Source organism: Burkholderia ubonensis (genome assembly GCF_001718695.1).
GTDB lineage: Bacteria > Pseudomonadota > Gammaproteobacteria > Burkholderiales > Burkholderiaceae > Burkholderia > Burkholderia ubonensis_B.
In genome coordinates, this window is the sequence record NZ_CP013422.1 from 869,424 (window position 1) to 890,219 (window position 20,796).

General features: G+C 68.6%; 15 protein-coding genes and 2 pseudogenes. 7 read left to right on the forward strand and 10 right to left on the reverse strand.

The window, feature by feature from the left end; translation table 11 throughout:
• The first annotated feature begins 4 nt into the window (after positions 1–4).
• Complete coding sequence (locus tag WJ35_RS31895) at positions 5–448, forward strand: hypothetical protein (protein ID WP_166677064.1); 444 nt, start codon at positions 5–7, stop codon at positions 446–448.
• 260 nt (positions 449–708) lie between these two features.
• Here the strand turns inward: WJ35_RS31895 and pcaG are convergent, their stop codons facing one another.
• From pcaG to WJ35_RS23745, 3 genes are all read right to left on the reverse strand, one after another.
• The gene (pcaG, locus tag WJ35_RS23735; protein ID WP_060233174.1) at positions 709–1,302 is read right to left on the reverse strand and encodes a protocatechuate 3,4-dioxygenase subunit alpha; all 594 of its coding nucleotides are present in this window, start codon (positions 1,300–1,302) and stop codon (positions 709–711) included.
• 3 nt (positions 1,303–1,305) lie between these two features.
• The gene (gene pcaH, locus WJ35_RS23740) at positions 1,306–2,013 is read right to left on the reverse strand and encodes a protocatechuate 3,4-dioxygenase subunit beta (protein ID WP_010096969.1); all 708 of its coding nucleotides are present in this window, start codon (positions 2,011–2,013) and stop codon (positions 1,306–1,308) included.
• A gap of 285 nt (positions 2,014–2,298) precedes the next feature.
• Positions 2,299–2,862, reverse strand: coding sequence for a YiiX/YebB-like N1pC/P60 family cysteine hydrolase (locus WJ35_RS23745; protein ID WP_069240129.1), 564 nt, complete (start codon positions 2,860–2,862; stop codon positions 2,299–2,301).
• 120 nt (positions 2,863–2,982) lie between these two features.
• On the opposite strand from WJ35_RS23745, the gene WJ35_RS23750 reads away from it, so the two are divergent.
• Entirely contained in the window at positions 2,983–3,720 is a 738-nt protein-coding gene (locus WJ35_RS23750) for a helix-turn-helix domain-containing protein (RefSeq protein ID WP_059660308.1), read from the forward strand.
• A 125-nt stretch (positions 3,721–3,845) separates the two neighbouring features.
• Entirely contained in the window at positions 3,846–4,832 is a 987-nt protein-coding gene (pcaQ, locus tag WJ35_RS23755) for a pca operon transcription factor PcaQ (RefSeq protein ID WP_069240130.1), read from the forward strand.
• A 221-nt stretch (positions 4,833–5,053) separates the two neighbouring features.
• On the opposite strand, the gene WJ35_RS23760 is transcribed toward pcaQ, so the two are convergent.
• Together WJ35_RS23760 and WJ35_RS23765 are read right to left on the reverse strand one after the other, a co-directional pair.
• Positions 5,054–6,328, reverse strand: a complete 1,275-nt coding sequence (locus WJ35_RS23760) for an APC family permease (RefSeq protein ID WP_069240131.1) — start codon at positions 6,326–6,328, stop codon at positions 5,054–5,056.
• A gap of 131 nt (positions 6,329–6,459) precedes the next feature.
• Positions 6,460–10,846 (reverse strand): annotated as a pseudogene (locus WJ35_RS23765) (Lhr family helicase).
• A 333-nt stretch (positions 10,847–11,179) separates the two neighbouring features.
• Here WJ35_RS23765 and WJ35_RS32370 point away from each other — a divergent pair.
• A complete protein-coding gene (locus WJ35_RS32370; protein ID WP_069240132.1) occupies positions 11,180–11,575 on the forward strand; it encodes a hypothetical protein in 396 nt (131 codons plus the stop codon).
• Here WJ35_RS32370 and WJ35_RS23775 read toward each other — a convergent pair.
• Positions 11,508–12,032 carry a metal-dependent hydrolase gene (locus tag WJ35_RS23775; RefSeq protein WP_069240133.1) on the reverse strand — a complete coding sequence of 175 codons (525 nt, stop codon included), beginning with the start codon at positions 12,030–12,032 and terminating at the stop codon, positions 11,508–11,510. The genes WJ35_RS32370 and WJ35_RS23775 overlap by 68 nt on opposite strands.
• 375 nt (positions 12,033–12,407) lie before the next feature.
• On the opposite strand from WJ35_RS23775, the pseudogene ggt reads away from it, so the two are divergent.
• Both ggt and ppk2 read left to right on the forward strand, forming a co-directional pair.
• Positions 12,408–14,131: pseudogene (gene ggt, locus WJ35_RS23780) on the forward strand (gamma-glutamyltransferase).
• A gap of 107 nt (positions 14,132–14,238) precedes the next feature.
• Entirely contained in the window at positions 14,239–15,186 is a 948-nt protein-coding gene (ppk2, locus tag WJ35_RS23785; protein WP_069240134.1) for a polyphosphate kinase 2, read from the forward strand.
• A 33-nt stretch (positions 15,187–15,219) separates the two neighbouring features.
• On the opposite strand, the gene WJ35_RS23790 is transcribed toward ppk2, so the two are convergent.
• The gene (locus WJ35_RS23790) at positions 15,220–15,807 is read right to left on the reverse strand and encodes an IMPACT family protein (RefSeq protein WP_069240613.1); all 588 of its coding nucleotides are present in this window, start codon (positions 15,805–15,807) and stop codon (positions 15,220–15,222) included.
• Positions 15,808–16,453: 646 nt separating this feature from the next.
• Here WJ35_RS23790 and WJ35_RS23795 point away from each other — a divergent pair.
• Positions 16,454–18,094 carry a methyl-accepting chemotaxis protein gene (locus tag WJ35_RS23795; protein WP_046425283.1) on the forward strand — a complete coding sequence of 547 codons (1,641 nt, stop codon included), beginning with the start codon at positions 16,454–16,456 and terminating at the stop codon, positions 18,092–18,094.
• 189 nt (positions 18,095–18,283) lie between these two features.
• On the opposite strand, the gene aroE is transcribed toward WJ35_RS23795, so the two are convergent.
• Genes aroE through WJ35_RS23810 form a run of 3 tightly spaced genes read right to left on the reverse strand, consistent with a single transcriptional unit; the run spans position 18,284 to position 20,795 of the window.
• Complete coding sequence (gene aroE / locus WJ35_RS23800; RefSeq protein WP_069240135.1) at positions 18,284–19,117, reverse strand: shikimate dehydrogenase; 834 nt, start codon at positions 19,115–19,117, stop codon at positions 18,284–18,286.
• Positions 19,117–20,337 carry a CaiB/BaiF CoA transferase family protein gene (locus WJ35_RS23805; RefSeq protein WP_069240136.1) on the reverse strand — a complete coding sequence of 407 codons (1,221 nt, stop codon included), beginning with the start codon at positions 20,335–20,337 and terminating at the stop codon, positions 19,117–19,119. Before WJ35_RS23805 ends, aroE begins: the two co-directional genes overlap by 1 nt.
• Positions 20,337–20,795 (reverse strand): MaoC family dehydratase, encoded by a 459-nt coding sequence (locus WJ35_RS23810; RefSeq protein WP_059590096.1) that lies wholly within the window; start codon positions 20,793–20,795, stop codon positions 20,337–20,339. The genes WJ35_RS23805 and WJ35_RS23810 overlap by 1 nt, the downstream gene beginning before the upstream one ends.
• Position 20,796: the final 1 nt, after the last annotated feature.

Consider the following 20,796-nt stretch of genomic DNA (forward strand, 5'->3'; position numbering starts at 1 on the left):
GCACGTGCCGGCGAGCAGCGGTAATCCGATCAGTAGTTTTCTGCGCAGGAGCGAGTGGGGCACGGTCGGGTCCGGTGGGTTAGGGCAAGGAACAGGAGGAGACACGCTCGACACGTCGAAGCGTGTCACGCGAATCGAGTATCACGTCGCGACGGCCGATGACCACGCGCGCTTCGAGTACATCGTCGCCGAACGTCGGGGGATTTTCGCAGGGCAGAGGCGCTGTTTGCGCAGTACGTTCGAGCCGCTTGGGTTTCTCGCTGGGTTGCGACACCCAGGCATCGACTACGGCCTCGAAGAACAAAAAAAGCGCCTGCCGGATATGGGACAGGCGCGCTTAAAGGCACTCGGTCAGAAAAGCCGCGCGAATGAGCCGCCGCTTGAATCACGCATCGCTCGGGCAATTGCTGCTCGGCCCGATTCAATCGCGGCACTTCGCTTGCGATAAGAAAGCATACGCCGCACAACACGCAAACGATATCGCGTGTCTGAGGAAATCGATGTGCTCGTGCAGCATGCGTTTCAAGCGCATGTTTGATACATGTTCAGAATTCGCCGAACGGGCGCGCATCCGCCCACGCCGGTCGTGGATGTTGCAACACGGCATCGAACCTCGCGAGAAAAACGAAACCGCCGGACGACGCGACTGCTGGCGGCGCGTCGACCCGGCGGTCCGTGTGATCGGCCGGCCGATACCGGCCGGCGCAATTACACGTCGAAGAACACCGTTTCGTCCGGACCCTGCATGCGGATGTCGAAGCGGTAGATCGTCGGGCCGCCCGGCTGCGTTTCGCGCTTCGCGACGAGCGTCGCGCGGCGCTCGGCGGGCACCGCGTTCAGCACCGGGTCGGCTGCGTTGGCCGCCGCTTCGTCGTCGAAGTACACGCGGGTGAACGCATGGGTGAGGATTCCGCGCATCATCACCGTCACGTTGACGTGCGGCGCGCCGTCGTCGGCGGTCCGGCCCGGCTTGACCGTTTCGACGACGAAGCGATGCTGCGCGTCGGTGCCGGTGCCGACCCGCGCAAAGCCCGTGAAACCGGTCTGCGCGATATCGGCGCGCGACGCCGGAAAGCGGCCCGCGCTGTCGACCTGCGTGAATTCGAGCACCGCGTCGCTGACGACGTTGCCGTCGCCGTCGAATACCCGGCCGACCAGCAGCATGTGCTCGCCCGCCGCGTGCGGTGCGGCGATCGTCGGCGTGAACAGGCTCTTCAGATCGTAGTTGTACTGCTGCGGGCAAAGGCCGTAAGCGAAGTACGGGCCGACCGTCTGCGAAGGGGTTTGTTTCAGCGTCGTCATGGTTCAGCGCTCCATCGGGGTGGCGTCGCGGCCGCGCAGCACGATGTCGAATTCGTAGCCGAGCGCATAGCCTTCTTCGGTGATGTCCAGCGAGAACCGCGAGATCAGCCGGTCGCGCGCCGCTTCGGGCGTGCCCTGGAAGATCGGGTCGTACGCGAGAAGCGGATCGCCGGGGAAATACATCTGCGTGACGAGGCGCGAGCCGAAGTAGTCGCCGAACAGCGAGAAGTGGATGTGATTCGGACGCCACGCGTTCGGGTGGTTGCCCCACGGATACGCGCCCGGCTTGATCGTCAGGAAGCGGTAGCGGCCTTCGTCGTCGGTCAGGCAGCGGCCGGCGCCGAGGAAGTTCGGGTCGAGCGGCGCGTCGTGCTGGTCGACCTTGTGCACGTAGCGGCCGGCGGCGTTCGCCTGCCAGACCTCGACCAGCGTGTTGCGCACCGGCTTGCCGCCTTCGTCGAGCACGCGGCCCGTGACGACGATGCGCTCGCCGAGCGGCTCGCCGTTCTTCACCGCATTCTTCGTCAGGTCGTGGTCGAGCGCGCCGAGATCTTCGGCGCCGTACACGGGCGCGTACTGGTCGCGCAGCTTCTCCTTCAGCGGAATCAGCGGCCGGGTGGGACCGCGCTTCACCGACGAGCGGTATTCGGGGTGGATGTACGCGGGATGCGACGGCCAGTCGCGCGGCGTGAGGATGGTGGGGGAATCCATCGGGCGTCTCCTGATAGGTTTTCGAGAGAGGTGATGGGAGGACTTTAGCCAATCCGGAAAGTTATGCAAAATGACGTTTTTTCGCGAATTGCATAACCGGGAGTTATGGTCGGCCGCCCAATGAAAGATCCGCCGGACAGAAGATCCGTCCGGCGGATAAAGCGATCGGGCTCGCGTATCGTCGGTGACGAACGTTGCACGGCCCTCCAGCCAGCCCGTCGCTGCTTTTTGTCGGTTCTTCTTGTTTTTGTTCGAAGGTCTCCCCGCGCGCCGCGCGGTTCGCCGTTACGGGCGGGCGGGATCGAACACGATTCCGTCGAATTCGAGCGTCAGCCGGCCGCAGCGCAGCAGCGCGGCGGCCGTCGCCGCGCGGTCGGCGCCGATCACGTCGGCGACGTAGTTGGCGCAGAACCCGCGCCCCGCCAGCATGCCGAAGCGGCCGCCGAGCAGCACATCGATCCGCTGTTCGGCCAGCGCGTGCACGCTGCGCTGCGCGTCGGCAGTCGCGGCCGCGACGCGGCGCGCCAGTGCGATGCGGCCGCCGTCGGCCCGGGCGACGAAACGCGACAGCGGCGTGAGCTTCGTACGCGCCCAGGCGGGTTCGGCGATCAGCGGCTCGTCGCCGGACGTATCGACGACGATGCCGAACCGGTCGGCCCACGAGCCGCCGTGGTCGGCCGCGGCGCCCGGCTTGCGGGACGGCGCGCGGATGAACACGAGATCCCCGACGTGCGCGCCGGCGGCGAGCGTGCGCAGCGTGGCGAGCGGCAGCATGCGCTCGGTGTCGCGCGCGGCGCGCGGCGCGGGGTGATGCGGCTCGAAGGCAGGGGCGTCGGTTCGGGTGTTCATCGCGGCTCCGTCGGTGGGTGACAGCACGGAGCGGATTATGCAGACGAGTAACCCAAAGTGCTCACGCGGATGCGTCGGTAGCCTAATATCCGACCTGGAGCATCATTTTTCGATACTGGAATGACCGAAATCGCCCAGCTCATCGATACGCTGAAGCGCCTGCTGAAGGCGCAGGGCATGACTTACCGCGACGTCGCCCGTTCGCTCGCGGTGTCCGAGACAAGCGTGAAGCGCCTGTTCGCGAGCGAGCGCTTCACGCTCGAGCGCGTCGTCCAGATCGGCGAACTGCTCGGCTACACGCTCGCCGAGCTCGTGCAGGAAGCGTCGGCGTCCGCGCCGCGGCTGCACGTGCTGACCGAGCAGCAGGAAGCGCTGCTCGTCTCGGACGAGAAGCTGCTGCTCGTTGCCGTCTGCGCGATCAATTACTGGACCGTGGACGACATCGTCGCGGCCTATCGCGTGACGAAGGCCGAATGCCTGAAGTACCTGCTGATGCTCGACCGGATGAACGTGGTCGCGCTGCTGCCGGGCGACCGGATCCGCGTGCGCGTCGCGCGCGACTTCGACTGGCTGCCGGGCGGCCCGATCCGCCGCTACTTCCACGCGCATGCGCTCGGCGATTTCCTCGACAGCCGCTTCGACGGCCCCGGCGAGACGATGACGTTCTCGCAGGGGATGCTGACCGAGGCGGCCGCCGCGGAGCTCGAACAGGAGCTGCGCCGGCTGCGCAGCAAGGCGGCCGCGCTGCATGCGGAATCGTCGTCCGCGCCGCTGGGGCAGAAGCACGGCACCGGGCTGCTGATCGCGAAGCGGATCTGGGAGCCGGCCGGTTTCGAGGCGCTGCGGCGGGCGGCGTGACGGGGCGGCGGCACGCGGAGAGCGAGCGACCCGCAGCGGCGGACGAAAATCGGAAGGCAGTGCTTGGGCGTACGCGAAAAGTTATGCAAAATGGCCATTCACGATCATTTGCATAACCATCTGTTATGACTAACCGTATCGCCGACGGCCGCGTCAAGTTCCGGCACCTGCAGTGCTTCCTCGCGGTCGCGCAGTTGGGCGGCGTGCAGAAGGCGGCCGAGAGCCTGTCGATCACGCAGCCGGCCGTCTCGAAGACGATCGCCGAGCTGGAGTCCATCCTCGGCGTCAGGCTGTTCGAGCGCAGCCGGCAGGGCGCGCGCCCGACGCGCGAAGCGCAGCTTTTCATGCCGCATGCGAACGCGTGCGTGCTCGCGCTGCGGCAAGGCGTCGGGCTGCTCGCGCACGGCGGCGGCGGCGCGGCGGCGACGCTCGAGATCGGGATGCTGCCGACCGTCGCGGCGTCGCTCGCGCCGGCGTTGATGAAGGCGCTTGCCGTGCGCTGGCCGCGCGTCGTCGTGCGGCTCGCGACCGCCGCGAATGCCGACCTGCTGGAACGCCTGAAGGCGGGCGCGATCGAGTGTGCGATCGGGCGGCTGTCGGAGCCGGAGCGGATGGTCGGGCTCGCGTTCGAGCAGTTGTACAACGAGCCGCTCGTCGCGGTCGTGCGTGCCGGGCACCCGCTGATGGCGAGCGCCGCGCCGGCCGCCGAGCTTGCGCGCTACCCGGTCGTGCTGCCGCCGTACGGCACGCTGATCCGGCAATCGGCCGAGCAGCTGCTCGGCGCATGCGGCGCGCCGCCGCTGGACGCGTTCATCGAAGTGCTGTCCGTGTCGGTCGCGCGCGCGCTCGCGCTCGAGAACGACGCGGTCTGGTTCGTGCCGCAGTACGCGGCCGAATACGACCTGTCCACCGGCGCGCTCGCGCGTCTGCCGCTGCCGTCGGCCGGCACCGACGAGCCGGTCGGGCTGATTCTTCGCACCGATGCCGAGCCGTCGCCCGTCGCGCGCACGCTGATCGACGCGGTGCGGGAGATCGCTCGCACACGGCTGCGCGACGTGCAGGCGAGCCGCGCGCCGCGCGCTGCACGCAAGCCGGGGCGCCGCGAGCGCTGAGTTGGGCTGGCCGGTGCGCGGTGCCGGGTGTCGTCGTTCGCGGCGAAGCGTCCGGTCGGCGATGCGGCTGGCGCCGGCAGCGGCTTCAGCGCCGGCCTCACGTCATCGGGGTGATTCGTTGCGCCGACAGATTCGATCGGCGACGCGCCGTGCGGCGACGCAACGCGGCACGCTGCCGCGCCTCGCGCACGAATGCGCGTTAGTGCACGTTAGTGCGCCGGTCACGCGCGCCGTCCCGCGAGCCGCAGATAAAGCAGCGCCGCGCCCGCCAGCAGCAACGGGAAGAACAAATACCAACCGGTCGTCAGAAACAGCCCGGCCACGGCGATCAGCGAAACCCACGCGCAGCGATACGCGGCGCTCGCACGCGGCAGCAGCTTCAGCGCGGCGGCGGCGCCGAGCCCGTACACCATCACGAAGCAGCCCGACGTGACGAGCACGAGCGGTTTCGGCCCGACGTCGGAGAACGCGGTCGCGGCCAGCGCGGCGGTGGCCAGCGCCGCGATCACGCCGAGGCTGCGGCGCGGTACGCCGCCCACCTGACTGCCTTGCGCGAGCCACGCGGGCAGTGCGCCGTCGCGCCCGAGCGCGGCCCCGAGCTTCGCCGCGCCGGCGAAATACGCGTTCATCGTCCCGAGCGTGAGCAGCAGCGCCGCGGCCGCGGCCAGCACCTGCGCATGGCCGCCGATGCCGCCCGCGATCAGTTCTGCGAGCGGCGCGCCCGACGCGCCGGCCGACGGGCCGAGCACCGTCACGCTGGCCGCGGCGACCGACAGATACAGGAACCCGACCACCACGACGGCGATGCCGGCCGAGCGCGGCATGTCGTGCGCCGGCCGGCGGAATTCGGCGGCGAGGTGCGTGATCGCCTCCCAGCCCGCGAAGCTCCACACCAGCAGCGCCGCGGCCTGACCGACCGCGAGCCAGCCGTGCGGCGCGAACGGCTGCAGGTTCTCCGGGCGCGCATGCGGCGCGGACGCGAGCACGGCGGCGAGCAACAGCGTGACGAGCAACGCCGACAACACGAGCTGCATGCGGCCCGACACTGTGACGCCGAACGCATTCGCGGCCGATACGGCGGCGATCAGCGCGGCGGCCGTGACCACGACGGTCGTATGCCCGCCGCCGATCACGGCCGCCACGTATGCGCCGCCGAACATCGCGGCGGCCGGTGCGCCGGCCGGCACCGCGAAATAGAAACACCAGCCGACGATCGCCGCGGCCTTCGGCCCGAACGCGCGGCGCGCATAGGTGGACACGCCGCCCGCGTCGGGATAGCGCGCGCCGAGTGCGGCGAAGGTCGCCGCCAGCGGTCCGGACAGCACGACGAGCCCCGCCCACGCGAGCAGCGAGGCCGGCCCGGCGACCTCGGCGGCGAGCGCCGGCAACGCAATGACGCCGGTGCCGAGCACCGCGCCGATATACAGCGCGGCGCCCTGGAAAATCGTCAACGAGCCTGCGTGATGGACGGCAGGCGAATCGGCATGCGAGGGCATGAAAGGCAGTCTCCGGAACGCGTGGGATGCGCGCGGTCGGGCGCGCGTCGAGTCGTTCGATGCTACCCGAACCGGCATGGCGAAACGGCGCGGCGTTCAGTAGTCTGCGACCTGCAGCGTGTCAGCCTGTGTCAGTGGCGGCGCGCGAGCCGCACGCGCGCGTCCTCGCGCGCGGCGGGCGACAGCTCGGGCGCGTAATGGAACGCGCCTGCGACGAGCGACGCGACCGGCACGCCGTCGCGGAACAGCACGCGATTGCCGGCCAGCGCGGGCACCTTGTCGCCGGGCAGCAGCGTGCCGGCGAGATTCAGCGGATCGGCGCCCGTCACGCAGACGAACTGGCCGCTGCCCGGCTGCCGCCGCAGCTCGCGCAGGATCGGGATCGCTTCGGGCAGCGCGAACTGCTCGCCCGCCAGCCCGGCGACGAAGCGCCCGCCGCGAATCTCGCCGCGCGCTTCCAGCCGCTGCAGCACGCGCGCGAGTTCGCGCCAGCCCGGCAGCCAGTCGGCTTCGCGTTCGAGCAGCCGCCAGAACACGACGCCGTAGCGGCGCAGCAGCGTCCACGCGATGTGTTCGAGCGCTTCGGGATCGGTCGCGGCGAGCGTGCGCGCCGGCTGGCGCTGCGGCGCGTCGACGGGCGGCGCGGGACGCTGCACGAGCGCCCAGCGCCCGGCGTCGTCCATGCCGCCGATCAGCGCGCCGCCGCGCCGGGTGCGCGGCGCATGGGCGGCGCTGCGCTTGACCGCCGGCTTCAGCAGCGCGCGCAATCCCGCGAAGCTGTCCGCGTTCACGAGGCCCGCCGACACGAGTTCGCCGAGCGCCTGTTCGAGTTCGACGGGCAGCATGTGCAGGTCGCCGAGCAGTTCGTCGAAGAACATCGCGCCATGCGCGGCGAGCGCGTCGCGCACCTGTGCCGCGCGCGCCGACAGCGCGGGTTGCGCGGCCGGATCGCGCAGCGCCTGCCACGCGGCGAGATCGCGGCGCGGCAGCAGCACGATCGGCGTCGTCTTCACGGGCGTGCCCGCCGCGCGCGCCGGCGCGCCGATGCGGGTCCACGCCAGCTTGCCGGAACGGCACAGCTCGTCGAGCCCGCCGGTCATGTAGTCGGCCAGCCGCGCGGGCAGCAGTGCGTCTTCCCATGCGCTCGCGGCCGCTTCGTAGCCTTCGAGCTGCTCGACGACAGCGGCGAGCGCGTCGCGGCCGGCGCCGCGCGTGTCCGGCGTCAGGTGCTGCCAGTGAAACAGGAACCGCATGAAATCGGCGCGCTCGACCGGCTCGATTTCGCGACGCAGGCGCTTCACCGTGTAGCGGTGAATGCGCGCAAGCAGGTGGCGTTCGCACCATTCGTCGCCGGCCGCAGTCCAGTCGGCGTAAACCGGCCGCGCATCACGTAGCCTTCCTGCTCGAGCACGGCGAGGGCGGTCGTGACCGCCGCGACGGGCAGGCCGAGCGGCCGCGCGATCGCGTCGAGCGCGAGCGGCCCGAAGCCGGTCAGCCGCGCGCGGATCACGTCGACGAGCGCGGCGTCCGCTTCCCATGGCTCGGCGCATGCGGCCGGCACTTTCAACGCGGGCGTGCAGCGCGCGTCGGGATGCAGCGCGCGCAGGCAGACGAGCCGCTCGACCGGCACCCACAGCACATGGCCGTCGGGCGTGACGCAGCGCGTCGCGCGACGGTGTTCGGCGAGCGCCGCGAGCCACGCGGGCCAGCCGTCATGCGTGCGCGCTTCGTCGTCGGCGATGCAGGCCAGCGTGAGCAGCGCCTCGTGCATTTCGTCCGCGTCGCGCACGAGCGGCCACGCTTCGTCGCGCACCGCGGCGATCGCGTCGGCGTCGAGCGCGCCGAGATCGTCCGCGGATTCGGGGTCGCTCCAGCGGCGCGCCTGCACCGCCTGCGTGCGGCGCTCCTCGAGCGGCGCGTCGTCGAGGAACGCATATGGTTTCGCGTTGAGGATCTCGGCCGCGAGCGGCGACGGCGCGGGCAGGTCGCGCGCGACCAGCTCGATCGCGCCGCCTTCGATCCGGCGCAGCAGCGCGAGCCAGCCGTCGGTGTCCATCGCGTCGTGCAGGCAGTCGTCGAGCGTCTGGTCGACGAGCGGATGCGACGGAATCTCGCGCTCGCCGACGATGTTCTCGAGGCACGCGACCTGATCGGGGAACACGGTCGCGAGCAGGTCGTCGCTCTTCATCCGCTGCAGTTGCGGCGCGGTCCGCTTGCCGCCGGTGAAGCGCGGCAGCGCGAGCGCCGTCGTCGCGTTCCAGCGCCAGCGCACGCCGAACAGCGGTGCGTCGAGCAGCGCCTGCACCAGCACGTGCTCGGCGCTCGCCGCGCGCAGGTAGCGCCACACTTCGTCGAGCGCGAAGCTGTGCGCGAGCGACAGCGACAGGATGATCGCGTCGTCGGTCGCGGCGGCCTGCAGCTCGAAATTGAACGTGCGGCAGAAGCGCTTGCGCAGCGCGAGCCCCCATGCGCGGTTGATGCGGCTGCCGAACGGCGAATGGATCACGAGCTGCGTGCCGCCCGATTCGTCGAAGAAGCGCTCCATCACGAGCGTGTCCTGCGTCGGCAGCGTACCGAGCGCCGCGCGGCTGCGCGCCAGGTAGTCGACGATCTGCCGTGCGGCGTCGGGCGACAACTGCAGCGCGTCGGCGAGCCAGCGCAGCGCGGGCGCGAGGCGGCCCTCGGCGGCGCCGGCGCCCGCCTGCCGGTCGCCCTCGGCGAACAGCGCGTCGAGCCGCGCGCGCAGCCGGCCCACCGCGGCCGACAGCTCGTCGCTGCGTCCCGGCGCCTCGCCGAGCCAGAACGGAATGTTCGGCGACTGGCCCTGCGCATCCTCGACGCGCACGCGGCCCGTCTCGATCCGGATGATCCGGTACGACTGGTTGCCGAGCTGGAACACGTCGCCGGCCAGGCTCTCGATCGCGAAATCCTCGTTGACGGTGCCGACCTGGATGCCCTGCGGCTCGAGGAGCACCGCGTAGTCGGCCATGTCGGGGATCGTGCCGCCGGACGTCGTCGCGGTCATCATCGCGTTGCGCCGCCCGCGCACCGTGCCGCCGACCACGTCGCGGTGCAGGTACGCCGCGCGCACGCCGCGCCGGCTGGTGAAGCCTTCGGCCAGCATCCTGACCACGTCGTCGAAGCGCTCGCGCGACAGGCGCGCGTAGGGCGCGGCCTGCGTGAACTGCGGTACAGCGCGTCTTCCCGCCATTCGGCGCACGCGACCTCGGCGACGATCTGCTGCGCGAGCACGTCGAGCGGCGCCTCGGGAATCCGCAGCGTGTCGAGCTCGCCGCGCCGCACGCAGTCGAGCAGCGCCGCGCATTCGACGAGCTCGTCGCGCGACAGCGGGAAGAGGCGCCCCTTCGGCACGCCGCCGACGTGGTGCCCCGAGCGGCCGACACGCTGCAGGAACGGCGCGATGCCGCGCGGCGAGCCGACCTGGCAGACGAGATCGACGTCGCCGATGTCGATCCCCAGCTCCAGCGACGCGGTCGCGACGAGCAGCTTCAGCTCGCCGCGCTTGAGCCGCTGTTCGGCGTCGAAGCGATGCGCTTTCGCGAGGCTGCCGTGATGCGCGGCGATCGCGTCCTTGCCGAGCCGGTCCGCGAGATGGCGCGCCATGCGCTCGGCGGTGCGCCGCGTGTTGACGAACACGAGCGTCGTGCGGTGCGCGGCGGCGAGCCCGGCGATCCGGTCGTACACCTGTTCCCACACGTCGGTCGCCATCACCGGTTCGAGCGGCACGTTCGGCAGCTCCAGCGCGAGATCGCGCTCGCGCGTGTGGCCCGTGTCGACGACCGTGCAGTCGCGCGGCGCGTCGGCGGGCCCGCCGACCAGGAAGCGCGCGACCGCGTCGATCGGCTTTTGCGTCGCCGACAGGCCGATGCGCGGCAGCGCGCGTCCGGTCAGCGCGTCGAGCCGTTCGAGCGACAGCGCGAGATGGCTGCCGCGTTTGCTGTTGGCGAGCGCATGGATCTCGTCGACGATCACCGAGCGCACGCTCGACAGCATCTGGCGGCCCGACGTCGACGACAGCAGCACGTACAGCGATTCCGGCGTCGTCACGAGGATGTGCGGCGCGCGCTTGCGCAGCGCGGCGCGTTCGGCCTGCGTGGTGTCGCCGGTGCGCACCGCGGTGCGGATCGCGGGCACCGGCAGGCCGAGCCGCGCGAGCGATTCGGCGATGCCGGCGAGCGGCGCGTCGAGGTTCACGTGGATGTCGTTCGACAGCGCCTTGAGCGGCGACACGTAGACGACGAGCGTCGCGTCCGGCAGCGTGCCGTCGTGCGCGAGCGCGTCGCGCACGAGCGCGTCGATCGCGCAGAGGAACGCGGTGAGCGTCTTGCCGGAACCGGTCGGCGCCGCGACGAGCGTCGAGCGGCCGGCCTTGATGTGCGGCCACGCGAGCGCCTGCGCGCCGGTCGGCGCGGCGAACGTGCGCTGGAACCAGGCGGCGACGGCGGGGTGGAACACGTCGAGCACGCTGGCGGCGGGGCGGGTGGCGGTGACGTCCATCGGTGCCTTGAAATGGGGTGCGAGCGAGCGGGCGCGCGAACGGCGACGCGCATCGTCAGTGTGCCAGACGTCGCGTGCGCGTGTCGGGCGTGGGCGGCGCGGCAGACGCGCGCTTCAGGAATGCAGATGAGGTGCGCGGGCGGGGTTTCAATAGGCGCGCGTGGGGATGGCGCCGGTTGGTTACGGGGGGCGGGTGGTTGGGGGAGGCTGTGTTGTTGTGTGAATGGCGCTGGGAGCGGCCGGCCGGGCGAGCTGCTTGCGGGTGCACGTGCGGCTCGTGCGGCCAATGAGACCGACGAGACCGATTCGACCGATTCGACCGATTCGACCGATTTGACCGATTCGACCGATTCGACCGATTCGACCGATTCGACCGATTCGACCGATTCGACCGATGCGACCGATGCGACCGATGCGACCGATGCGACCGACGCGACCGATGCGACCGATGCGACCGATGCGACCGATGCGACCGATGCGACCGACGCGACCGACGCGACCGACGCGACCGAGGAGACCGAGGAGACCGAGGAGACCGAGGAGACCGAGGAGACCGAGGAGACCGAGGAGACCGAGGAGACCGACGAGACCGAGGAGACCGAGGAGACCGAGGAGACCGAGGAGACCGACGAGACCGACGAGACCGACGCGCCGAACGCGCCTACACGCGCTGCAACCAGCCGAGCCAGTGCTCGAGCAAGGGCGTGCGCGTCCACAGCGACTGCGTGAGCCAAAGCGTGCCGCCCCATGCGGCTGCGACGACGAGCAGATCGCAGTGGCCGCTCTTCCAGAGATTCAGCGAGTGACGCCGCCAGATCCAGGGCACACCGAGCGGGTTGGGCCAGTCGGCGAGCAGGTGCATCAGGCCGCCGCACGCGAAGCCGAACAGCGGCGCGGCCCACAGCGGGTGCGGATGATGGGTGAGCGCATGCCACGCCAGCGCGAGCAGCACGGCCCAGCCGACGCCCCAGTGCGTGACGGTTCGGTGCGTGATCCACAGGCGGCGCTTGCGGCTCCACCAGGCGATCTCGAGCCAGTCGGGCGCCGTGCCGCCGGCGACGCCGGCCGCGAATGCTGCGAACAGGCCCGCATGCCAAGGGCCGCTGGCGCCGGTTTGCACGACGAGAACGGCGGCGGCAACGCCAGCTGCGAATCCCGACGCATGATGCGCATTGTGTGATGCCATACGAGACGAAACGAAAAAACGTGAAGCGTGCGATCCGGGCGGGCGGGAATCGCACGCGAAAGCGGGGCGCTATCTTCGCAGATCGGCGCGCGTAGCGGGCGATTCGCGCGCGGATTTTTTGCACTCGGCAGATGGCACTCGGCGCTCGCCAACGCCAAACGCGAGCCGACCTGCCCCCCCACACTTCGCGCGCGCCGCCTCGCCAACATGTACCCAACCCCACACAGCCCATCGCAATCCGTAGCCACCGACGACTTCTTCCTGCATATTCCCATCTCGACTACGAAATCGACATATCGGCGCCGTCGCGGCTGCGGCTATAAGCGGATCAGGGCCTGATCCCGGCCCCCCGCAACTCAACATGGGGAACATCCAATGACTACGCTGAATCGCTTCAAATCGTCCGCCGCGGTGCTGGTAACGGCAGCGGGCCTCGGCTTCGTGCCGGCCGCGCCGGCCTGGGCGAAGGCGCCCCAGCCGGCGCTGCTGACGAGCTCGGCGGTCGCGGTCGCGGACAAGTACAGCGCGGATGCCGCGGAGCGGATCTTCAAGGAAGGCGGCAACGCGATCGACGCCGCGGTCGCGATCGCGTTCACGCTCGCCGTCACGTATCCGGAGGCCGGCAACATCGGCGGCGGCGGCTTCATGACCATCTACAAGGACGGCAAGCCGTACTTCCTCGACTATCGCGAGCGCGCACCGCTCGCGGCGACGAAGGACATGTATCTCGACAAGGACGGCAACGTCGTCAAGGGCATGAGCCTGTACGGCCCGCGCGCGGTCGGCGTGCCGGGCACGGTAGCGGGCATGTGGGAAGCGCAGAAGCGTTTCGGCAGGCTGAAGTGGCAGCAGGTGCTCGAGCCGGCGATCCACTATGCGCGCGACGGCTTCGTCGTCGACGAGCAGCTCGCGCAGCGCGGCGTGGACGCGTCGAAGGAATTCGGCGGCAAGACCAACTTCGACAAGTACTTCGCCGGAATGAAGGCGGGCGTGAACTTCAAGCAGCCGGATCTCGCCGACGTGCTGACGCGGATCTCGAAGGCCGGCGCGAAGGGCTTCTATGAAGGCAAGACGGCCGAGCTGATCGCCGCGTCGATGAAGACCGGCGACGGCAACGGGCTGATCACGACCGAGGATCTCGCGCAATACCGCGCGACGTGGCGCCAGCCGGTCCAGGCGAGCTGGAACGGCTACCGCGTGATCACCGCGCCGCCGCCGAGCTCGGGCGGGATCGGGCTCGTGCAGCTGCTGAAGATGAAGGCGGACCGCAAGCAGGACTTCGAGGGCGTCGCGCTCAACTCGCCGCAGTACATCCACCTGATCGCGGAGATCGAGAAGCGCGTGTTCGCCGATCGCGCGCAATACCTCGGCGACCCCGACTTCTACAAGGTGCCCGTCTCGCGGCTGACCAGCGACGCCTACCTCTCGAAGCGCGCGGCCGAAGTGAATCCGAAGGAGCCGTCTCCGACACGAAGAGCGTGCAGCCGGGCCTCGGCACGGAGATGCCGGAGAAGGCGGAAACGACGCACTTCTCGGTCGTCGACAAGTGGGGCAATGCGGTGTCGAACACGTACACGATCAACGGCTATTTCGGGTCGGGCGTGATCGCCGACGGCACGGGCATCGTGCTGAACGACGAGATGGACGATTTCTCCGCGAAGCCGGGCGTCGCGAACATGTTCGGCGTGGTCGGCAGCGACGCGAACGCGATCGAGCCGAAGAAGCGTCCGCTGTCGTCGATGTCGCCGACGATCCTGACCAAGGACGGCAAGGTCTCGCTCGTGATCGGCACGCCGGGCGGCTCGCGGATCTTCACGTCGATCTTCCAGGTGATCAACAACATCTACGACTTCAAGATGCCGTTGAAGGAAGCGGTCGGCGCGATGCGCTTCCATCACCAGCTGCTGCCGCCGAACACGATCTTCTGGGAGCCGTACCACCCGATCGAGGGCGACCTCGCGAAGCAGATCGAGGCGCGCGGCTATACGCTGAAGGGGCAGGATTTCAGCGGCGACATCCAGGTGATCAAGATCGACGGCAAGACACCCGAGGCGGTCGCCGATCCGCGCGGGCGCGGCGTCACGCGCATCATCCGCTGACGGCGCGGGCCGGTCCGCCGGCGGACCGGCCCCTTTTTCATCAATTTGACGCGCGACGCTGGGATAATGGAAGCGTTTGCTTGCGTCAATTGATGGAAGGAGGCCCCATGAGCGACAACGACAACCGCACCGAGACCGACGACTTCACCGCTCCGGAAGCGCGCGAGGACCGCCGCCGCCGTCTGGAGGAAGATCTCGTCGACGCGTACGACGAGGAGCTCGAGATGGAACTCGACGATCGTCGCTTCGACGACGACGACACGCTGTTTTCACCGGAGCGGCGCGAGGCGCGCAAGCAGTATTTCCGCGAGCTGTTCCGGCTGCAGGGCGAGCTGGTCAAGCTGCAGGACTGGGTCGTGAGCACCGGGCACCGGCTCGTCGTGATCTTCGAGGGGCGCGACGCGGCGGGCAAGGGCGGCGCGATCAAGCGCATCACGCAGCGCCTGAATCCGCGCGTATGCCGCGTGGCGGCGCTGCCCGCGCCCAACAACCGCGAGCGCACGCAATGGTATTTCCAGCGCTACGTCGCGCACCTGCCGGCCGGCGGCGAGATCGTGCTGTTCGACCGCAGCTGGTACAACCGGGCGGGCGTCGAACGTGTGATGAATTTCTGCACCGACGACGAGTACGAGGAGTTTTTCCGTTCGGTGCCGGAATTCGAGAAGATGCTGGTGCGCAGCGGCATCCAGATCGTGAAGTACTGGTTTTCGATCACCGATCCCGAACAGGAGCGGCGCTTCCAGAACCGCATCGAAGATCCGCTGAAGCAGTGGAAGCTGAGCCCGATGGACCTGGAAAGCCGCCGCCGCTGGGAGGCGTACACGGCCGCGAAGGAGGAGATGCTCCAGCGCACGCACATTCCCGAGGCGCCCTGGTGGGTCGTGCAGGCGGTCGACAAGAAACGGGCACGGCTGAACTGCATCCACCATCTGCTGAACCAGGTGCCGTACCACGAAATCCCGCGCTCGCCGATCGACCTGCCGCAGCGCGAGCATCACGAGGATTACATCCGTCGTCAGGTGCCGGACAGCATGATCGTCCCCGAGGTGTATTGAGCATTCGCAGGCCGCCGCGCGCGGCCGCCTGCGTCACAGCGCCGGGAAGCCCGAGCGGCCCTGCGTCAGGTCGAACAACGCCGTTTTGGCCGCGGCGGCGGCGGTTTCGGGGAGCTTGACGACGAGCCGCACCGTCATGCCGTACGCGCTGTCGACGAGCGTGTAACCGGCCTGCTCGATCCAGCGGCGCACGCGCGCTTCATCCGGATAGCCGATTTCGATCGCGAGCTGCGTGCGGCGGATGCGTTCGACGCGCTCGGCGTCGAGCAGCGCCGACGCGATCGCATCGGTGTACGCGCGCACGAGCCCGCCCGCGCCGAGCTTGACGCCGCCGTAGTAACGCACGACCGCGCCCAGCACGCCGTCGAGATCATGGTGGCGCAGCACTTCGAGGATCGGCCGGCCCGCGGTGCCGGACGGCTCGCCGTCGTCCGACATGCCCGACTGGCCGCCGGCGAGCAGCGCCCAGCAGACGTGCGTCGCGGTCGGGTGTTCGTCGCGCAGGCGTTGCAGCGCCTGCATGGCGGCGTCGCGGTCTTCGACGGGGATCGCGTGCGCGATGAAGCGGCTCTTGCGGATTTCGAGTTCGCGGCTGTAGGTGGTGGCGAGTGAGTAGGTCATGGTCCGGGACACGATGAAGGGGTGAAACGCGGCGAGACGGCGGCGCCGATGCACGGGGTCGTCGATCGTCGGAAAGCGGCGCCGGACGTCATGCCCGGTGCGGCGCCGCAATGCGGCGAGCACGAATTTTACCGTGCCGCGCGTCAGTGCCTTTCGTTGCGGCCGGATGCGTGTCGATGAGGGTAGGGATGCGCGCGTGTCGAGGGCGAAGCGGCGGGGGCCCACGAGGCGCACGAGCGCAAGAAGCGGCAGCAAGTTGTCGCGATGGGTGAGAGGCTTCGGATCGCGGCAAGGCTCGACGCTGCCAGCGGCAACTCGCGAAACTTCATTCGATGCTCCCAACGATGCGGCAGGCCTTAAGCCACACGTAATGATCGGGCTGAAGGACGTGGCCAAGTGTTGTCGCTCAAAGCAACGCGTCACGGTGTCGCAAGCGTTGGAAATCTCTTCGCAGTCGCCTATCACAACCGGTCAAGCCAACACATTGCAATCGTAGGAAGGCACTGTTCCTGGAGCGAGCGCTAATCCGGGCCGGCGTTCAAGCCGTAAATCAGTTGTGTCAGTGGGCGCCGCGTCGGCAGGCGCTGGCCCATGCCCGCTGCGTGGATTTTGCCGCTTGATCGATCACTCTCTCCATTCATTGCCCATGAAACTCCTTGCGCGATTCAGCCTGACTCATCGCCTGTACGCAGTGTCGGCCACATTGATCGTTGCCTTGACGGCAGTCGCCGCGATCTCGTGGATCCAGTTGACCGATGCGCAGCGTATTGCAGCCGCTGCGGGCAATGTGCGCATGCAACAGCTGGAGCGCATTGCCAGCACTGAACTCAGCGTGACGCAGGTATTGCTGAATTTGCGGCACGCGATGCTGGTGTCGTCGCCTGGCGACGTACTGGTTGCCGCGCAGAGCATCGATGCGGCGCGCCAGCAGATTCGTCGCAACGATGATGCGTTCTTGAGCAACATTGCCACCGAGGAAGGAAGGGAAGCCTTTCGGAATGTCTGGCTCAAAATGCAGGCCGACGCGTGGCCGGTGGCGGATGCCAATCTTCGGCTGGTTCAGGATGGCCATCGTGACGAAGCGTTCCAGATGTTGACAACGCAGACGGCCCCGACCTTCGCACGCATTCAGAAATGGCTGGGCGAGGAGCGGGCGAGACAAGGCGAGCAACTTGGCGGTCAGGTCGCGGCAATCGAGGGAGCCTTGCAGTCGATCCGGGTGCTGCTGGTGAGCCTCGTGGCGATAATCGCGAGCGGCCTCATTGCGTTCTCCTGGTATATCGGAAGCAGCCTTCGCAGCCGTATTGGCGAAGCGCAGAAAGTGGCTGAACGCGTTCGCGATGGCAACTTTACCGTTGCAGTCGTCGATTCCCATGCCGACGAAATCTCGCCATTGCTGGCTGCGCTTGGCGCCATGCAACGTTCGCTCGCCGACGTCGTGCGCAGTGTCCGCAGCAATGCGGAAAGCGTGGCGACGGCCAGCGCGCAAATTGCGAGCGGCAACACCGACTTGTCCTCCCGCACCGAAGAGCAGGCAGCGTCACTGGAGCAAACGGCGTCGAGCATGGAAGAACTGGCCGGCACGGTTCGTCACAACGCCGATAACGCAAGGCAGGCGACCTCGCTGGCAAATACCGCGTCAGACATCGCGCAGCGCGGCGGCGAAGTGGTCGGGCGGATGGTCGAGACCATGCACGGCATCTCCGACAGCTCGGCCAAAATGGCGGAGATCATCACGGTCATCGAAGGAATCGCATTCCAGACCAACATCCTCGCGCTCAATGCGGCGGTCGAGGCAGCTCGCGCCGGTGAGCAAGGGCGGGGGTTTGCCGTCGTGGCAGGCGAAGTCCGCACGCTTGCCCAGCGCAGTGCCAGCGCAGCCAAGGAAATCAAGGATCTGATCGGCGACTCGGCGAGCCGGGTGGACGCGGGTTCGAAGCTCGTCGAGGAAACGGGCAGCACGATCAGCGAGGTCGTTCAGTCGGTGAAGCGCGTGACGGACATCATGAGCGAAATGGCTGCCGCCGCGGCGGAGCAGAGCACGGGTATCGAGCAGGTCAGTCAAGCGGTCAGCCAGATGGACCAGGTGACCCAGCAGAATGCCGCGCTGGTCGAGGAGGCATCGGCTGCTACGCAGTCGATGGCCCAGCAGGCCCAGGCGCTGCGTGACGCGGTGTCCGTCTTCAAGATCGACGACGTGAGCGCATCCGCGCCGCGCGTCGCTGCCCCCCAAACGGCAGCGCCTCGTTCGGCAACCGCCGCTCGCCCGCCCGCGGTCGCAGCGTAGAGGGCGGCGACGTCCACGCCGACCGCAGTCATGAACACCCCGGTTGCGAGCGGCACGCGATGGCGAGGCCGGTTCACCACGAGTCGATTGCGTCATTGAATTCGCCCCGACCTGGGTTCGGACCCAGGTCATGGGGGAAATGCATCCGACGGATATCGAACGGGAGCGACTGTTGTCGATCGCGCCCGTTCAATCGAGCGGAACGGTCAGCCGGTCGATCACCGCGCGCGTCTCAGGCCGTACGCCGCGCCACCACGCGAACGCTTCAGCCGCCTGCTCGACCAGCATGCCGACGCCATCCGCGATACCCAGCACGCCGGCGTGGCGCGCGTGTCTCAGGAACGGGGTGAGACGCTTGCCGTAGACGAGCTCGTAAGCTGCTCCGCGCGGGTCGAATACGCTCGGCGGCACTGGCGGGAGTTCGCCGCTGAGGCTCGCCGACGTCGCGTTGACGACGAGGTCGAAGCGTCCCATGGCTGCGAGGTCGCCGTACCCGCAAGCGACGAGAGAATCGCCGGTCGCGACTCGTGCGATCAGCGCCTCGACCTTCGCGACATCCCGGTTCGCGACGACGAGTTCCGCAGGACGCGCCGCGATGAACGGCAGCAGTGCGCCGCGCACCGCGCCTCCCGCGCCGAGCACCAGCACGCGCTTGCCGGCCATCGGCAGGTTCAGGTTGACTTCGATGTCGCGTACCAGGCCGACGCCATCGAAGTTCTCCGCGATGATGCGGCCGTCCCTGAAGCTCAGCGTATTCGCCGCGCCGGCGAGTGCGGCGCGCTCGCTGCGTTCGTCCGACATCGCGAACGCGTCGAGCTTGAACGGCGCGGTGACGTTGATGCCCTTGCCGCCGGCGGCGAAAAACGACCGCACCGTCGCCGCGAAAGCGTCGTCCGGCTCCAGCGGTCCTTCGATCGCCGTGTACGAGATGTCCTGATGCGATTCTTCAGAAAACAACCCATGAATCAGCGGGGATTTCGTGTGCCCGATCGGATTGCCGATCACCGCGTACTGGTCGCTCATCACGGCCTCACTTTCGAATACAACACGCCATCGGTCTGCATGGCGTCAATCTCTGCCGCAGTGAAGCCCAGCGACGTTGCCACTTCCGCGTTGTGCTGCCCGAGATCGGGCGCGACGTCGCGAATCGTCGTATCGCAATCGGAAAACCGGAACGGCAGATTAGGCAGGCGCAAGGTGCCGAAGCGGGGGTGTTGCTGCTCGAGCACCATGCCGCGCGCGATGATCTGCGGATCGGCCAGCACCTCGTCGATGCGCTGCACCTTCGCGCAGGGAACGTCGATGCCGTCCAGCAGTTCCAGCACCGACGCGACCGAACGCGCGGCCACCCACGGCTCGACCACCGACAGAATCTCGAGCCGGTTGGCATTGCGCCCGTTCAGCGTGTGGAACCGCGGGTCCGTACCGAAGCCGGCAGGCCCGCCATGCGCCTCCACCAGGGCCGCGAAGCGCTTCCACGCGTCGTCGACTTGCGCGGCGATCACGAGATCGCCGTCCGCGGCACGGAACACGCCATAGAGCGTCGAAGTCGGCATGTCGTGCCCGGTCTGCTCGGGCAGCACGCCCTGCAGCGTGTAGCACTGCACCGCATATTCGTGCATCGATACCAGTGTGTCGTACAGCGCCATGTCGACGTGCTGTCCGCGGCCGCTCTTCACGCGCCCCAGCAGCGCGGCGTTGATGGCCGCGACCGCATGAATGCCGGTGTACATGTCGCCGAGCGAGATGCGCAGCAGCGGCGGCCGCTCGCCCGGCGTGCCCACCATCTGCATGATTCCGCTCTTGGCTTCCGCGATCAGCCCGAAGCCTGCGCGATGCGCATCGGGACCGGTGTGCCCGTACGCGGAAATCGAACAGTAGACGAGGCCCGGATTGCGCGCCGACAATTCGGCATAGCCGAGCCCGAGCTTGTCCAGCGCGCCCGGCCGATAGTTCTCGATGAAGACGTCGGCGGAGTCGCACAGCCGCTGCATGAACGCCTTGCCGCGCGCGTCCTTCATGTTGACGCTCACGCCGCGCTTGCCCATATTGAGCTGCAGGAAGTAGCCGCTTTGCTGGTCGTCGAGCACGGTCGCGTGCTGGCGTCCGGCGTCGCCTGCGCCGGGACGCTCGACCTTGATGACTTCGGCGCCGAGGGCGGCGAGACAGCGCCCGACATACGGACCGGCAAGGAAGTGGCTGTAGTCGACGACGCGAATGCCTTCGAGTGGGCGAGCCTGCATTACAGTGCCTCCGGACGGCGCGGCACCATCAGGCGATGCTCGCCGTGTTGAACGACCTGACCGTCCTGATTGATCAGCTCCGACGGCAGCACGACGATGCCCCAGTCCGGGCGACTCTTGCTGGCCCGCATCGAACCGACGCGGAACTTCACGTGCAGCACGTCGCCGACCTTGATCGGCAGCAGAAAATCCCAGGTCCAGCCGAGCGACATGCCCGGCAGAAAGCGATAGTCGCTCTGCGTCTTCAGGCCGTCGGCGATGGACAGGCCGAACAGCCCGTGCGCGACGAGGCAGCCGAAATGACTGGCGTTCGCGTAGTCCTCGTCCACGTGGACGGGCGTATGGTCGCCGGTGAGGTCGGCGTACGCGAGAATGCGCTCCTTGGTCACGATGTAGCTCGGACTCGTGCACACGTCACCCTCGCGGGCGTCGTCCCAGTATTTTTCGACGATCGTCATG

Bases quoted from the DNA above. Each gene is read 5' to 3' on its own strand.
- WJ35_RS23750 (WP_059660308.1), top strand. From the start codon at position 2,983: ATGACCGAAATCGCCCAGCTCATCGATACGCTGAAGCGCCTGCTGAAG.
- WJ35_RS23795 (WP_046425283.1), top strand. From the start codon at position 16,454: ATGAAACTCCTTGCGCGATTCAGCCTGACTCATCGCCTGTACGCAGTG.
- WJ35_RS23805 (WP_069240136.1), bottom strand. From the start codon at position 20,337: ATGCAGGCTCGCCCACTCGAAGGCATTCGCGTCGTCGACTACAGCCAC.
- WJ35_RS23760 (WP_069240131.1), bottom strand. From the start codon at position 6,328: ATGCCCTCGCATGCCGATTCGCCTGCCGTCCATCACGCAGGCTCGTTG.
- WJ35_RS23810 (WP_059590096.1), bottom strand. From the start codon at position 20,795: ATGACGATCGTCGAAAAATACTGGGACGACGCCCGCGAGGGTGACGTG.
- pcaG (WP_060233174.1), bottom strand. From the start codon at position 1,302: ATGACGACGCTGAAACAAACCCCTTCGCAGACGGTCGGCCCGTACTTC.
- aroE (WP_069240135.1), bottom strand. From the start codon at position 19,117: ATGAGCGACCAGTACGCGGTGATCGGCAATCCGATCGGGCACACGAAA.
- ppk2 (WP_069240134.1), top strand. From the start codon at position 14,239: ATGAGCGACAACGACAACCGCACCGAGACCGACGACTTCACCGCTCCG.
- pcaQ (WP_069240130.1), top strand. From the start codon at position 3,846: ATGACTAACCGTATCGCCGACGGCCGCGTCAAGTTCCGGCACCTGCAG.
- WJ35_RS23790 (WP_069240613.1), bottom strand. From the start codon at position 15,807: ATGACCTACTCACTCGCCACCACCTACAGCCGCGAACTCGAAATCCGC.
- WJ35_RS23775 (WP_069240133.1), bottom strand. From the start codon at position 12,032: ATGGCATCACACAATGCGCATCATGCGTCGGGATTCGCAGCTGGCGTT.
- WJ35_RS23745 (WP_069240129.1), bottom strand. From the start codon at position 2,862: ATGAACACCCGAACCGACGCCCCTGCCTTCGAGCCGCATCACCCCGCG.
- pcaH (WP_010096969.1), bottom strand. From the start codon at position 2,013: ATGGATTCCCCCACCATCCTCACGCCGCGCGACTGGCCGTCGCATCCC.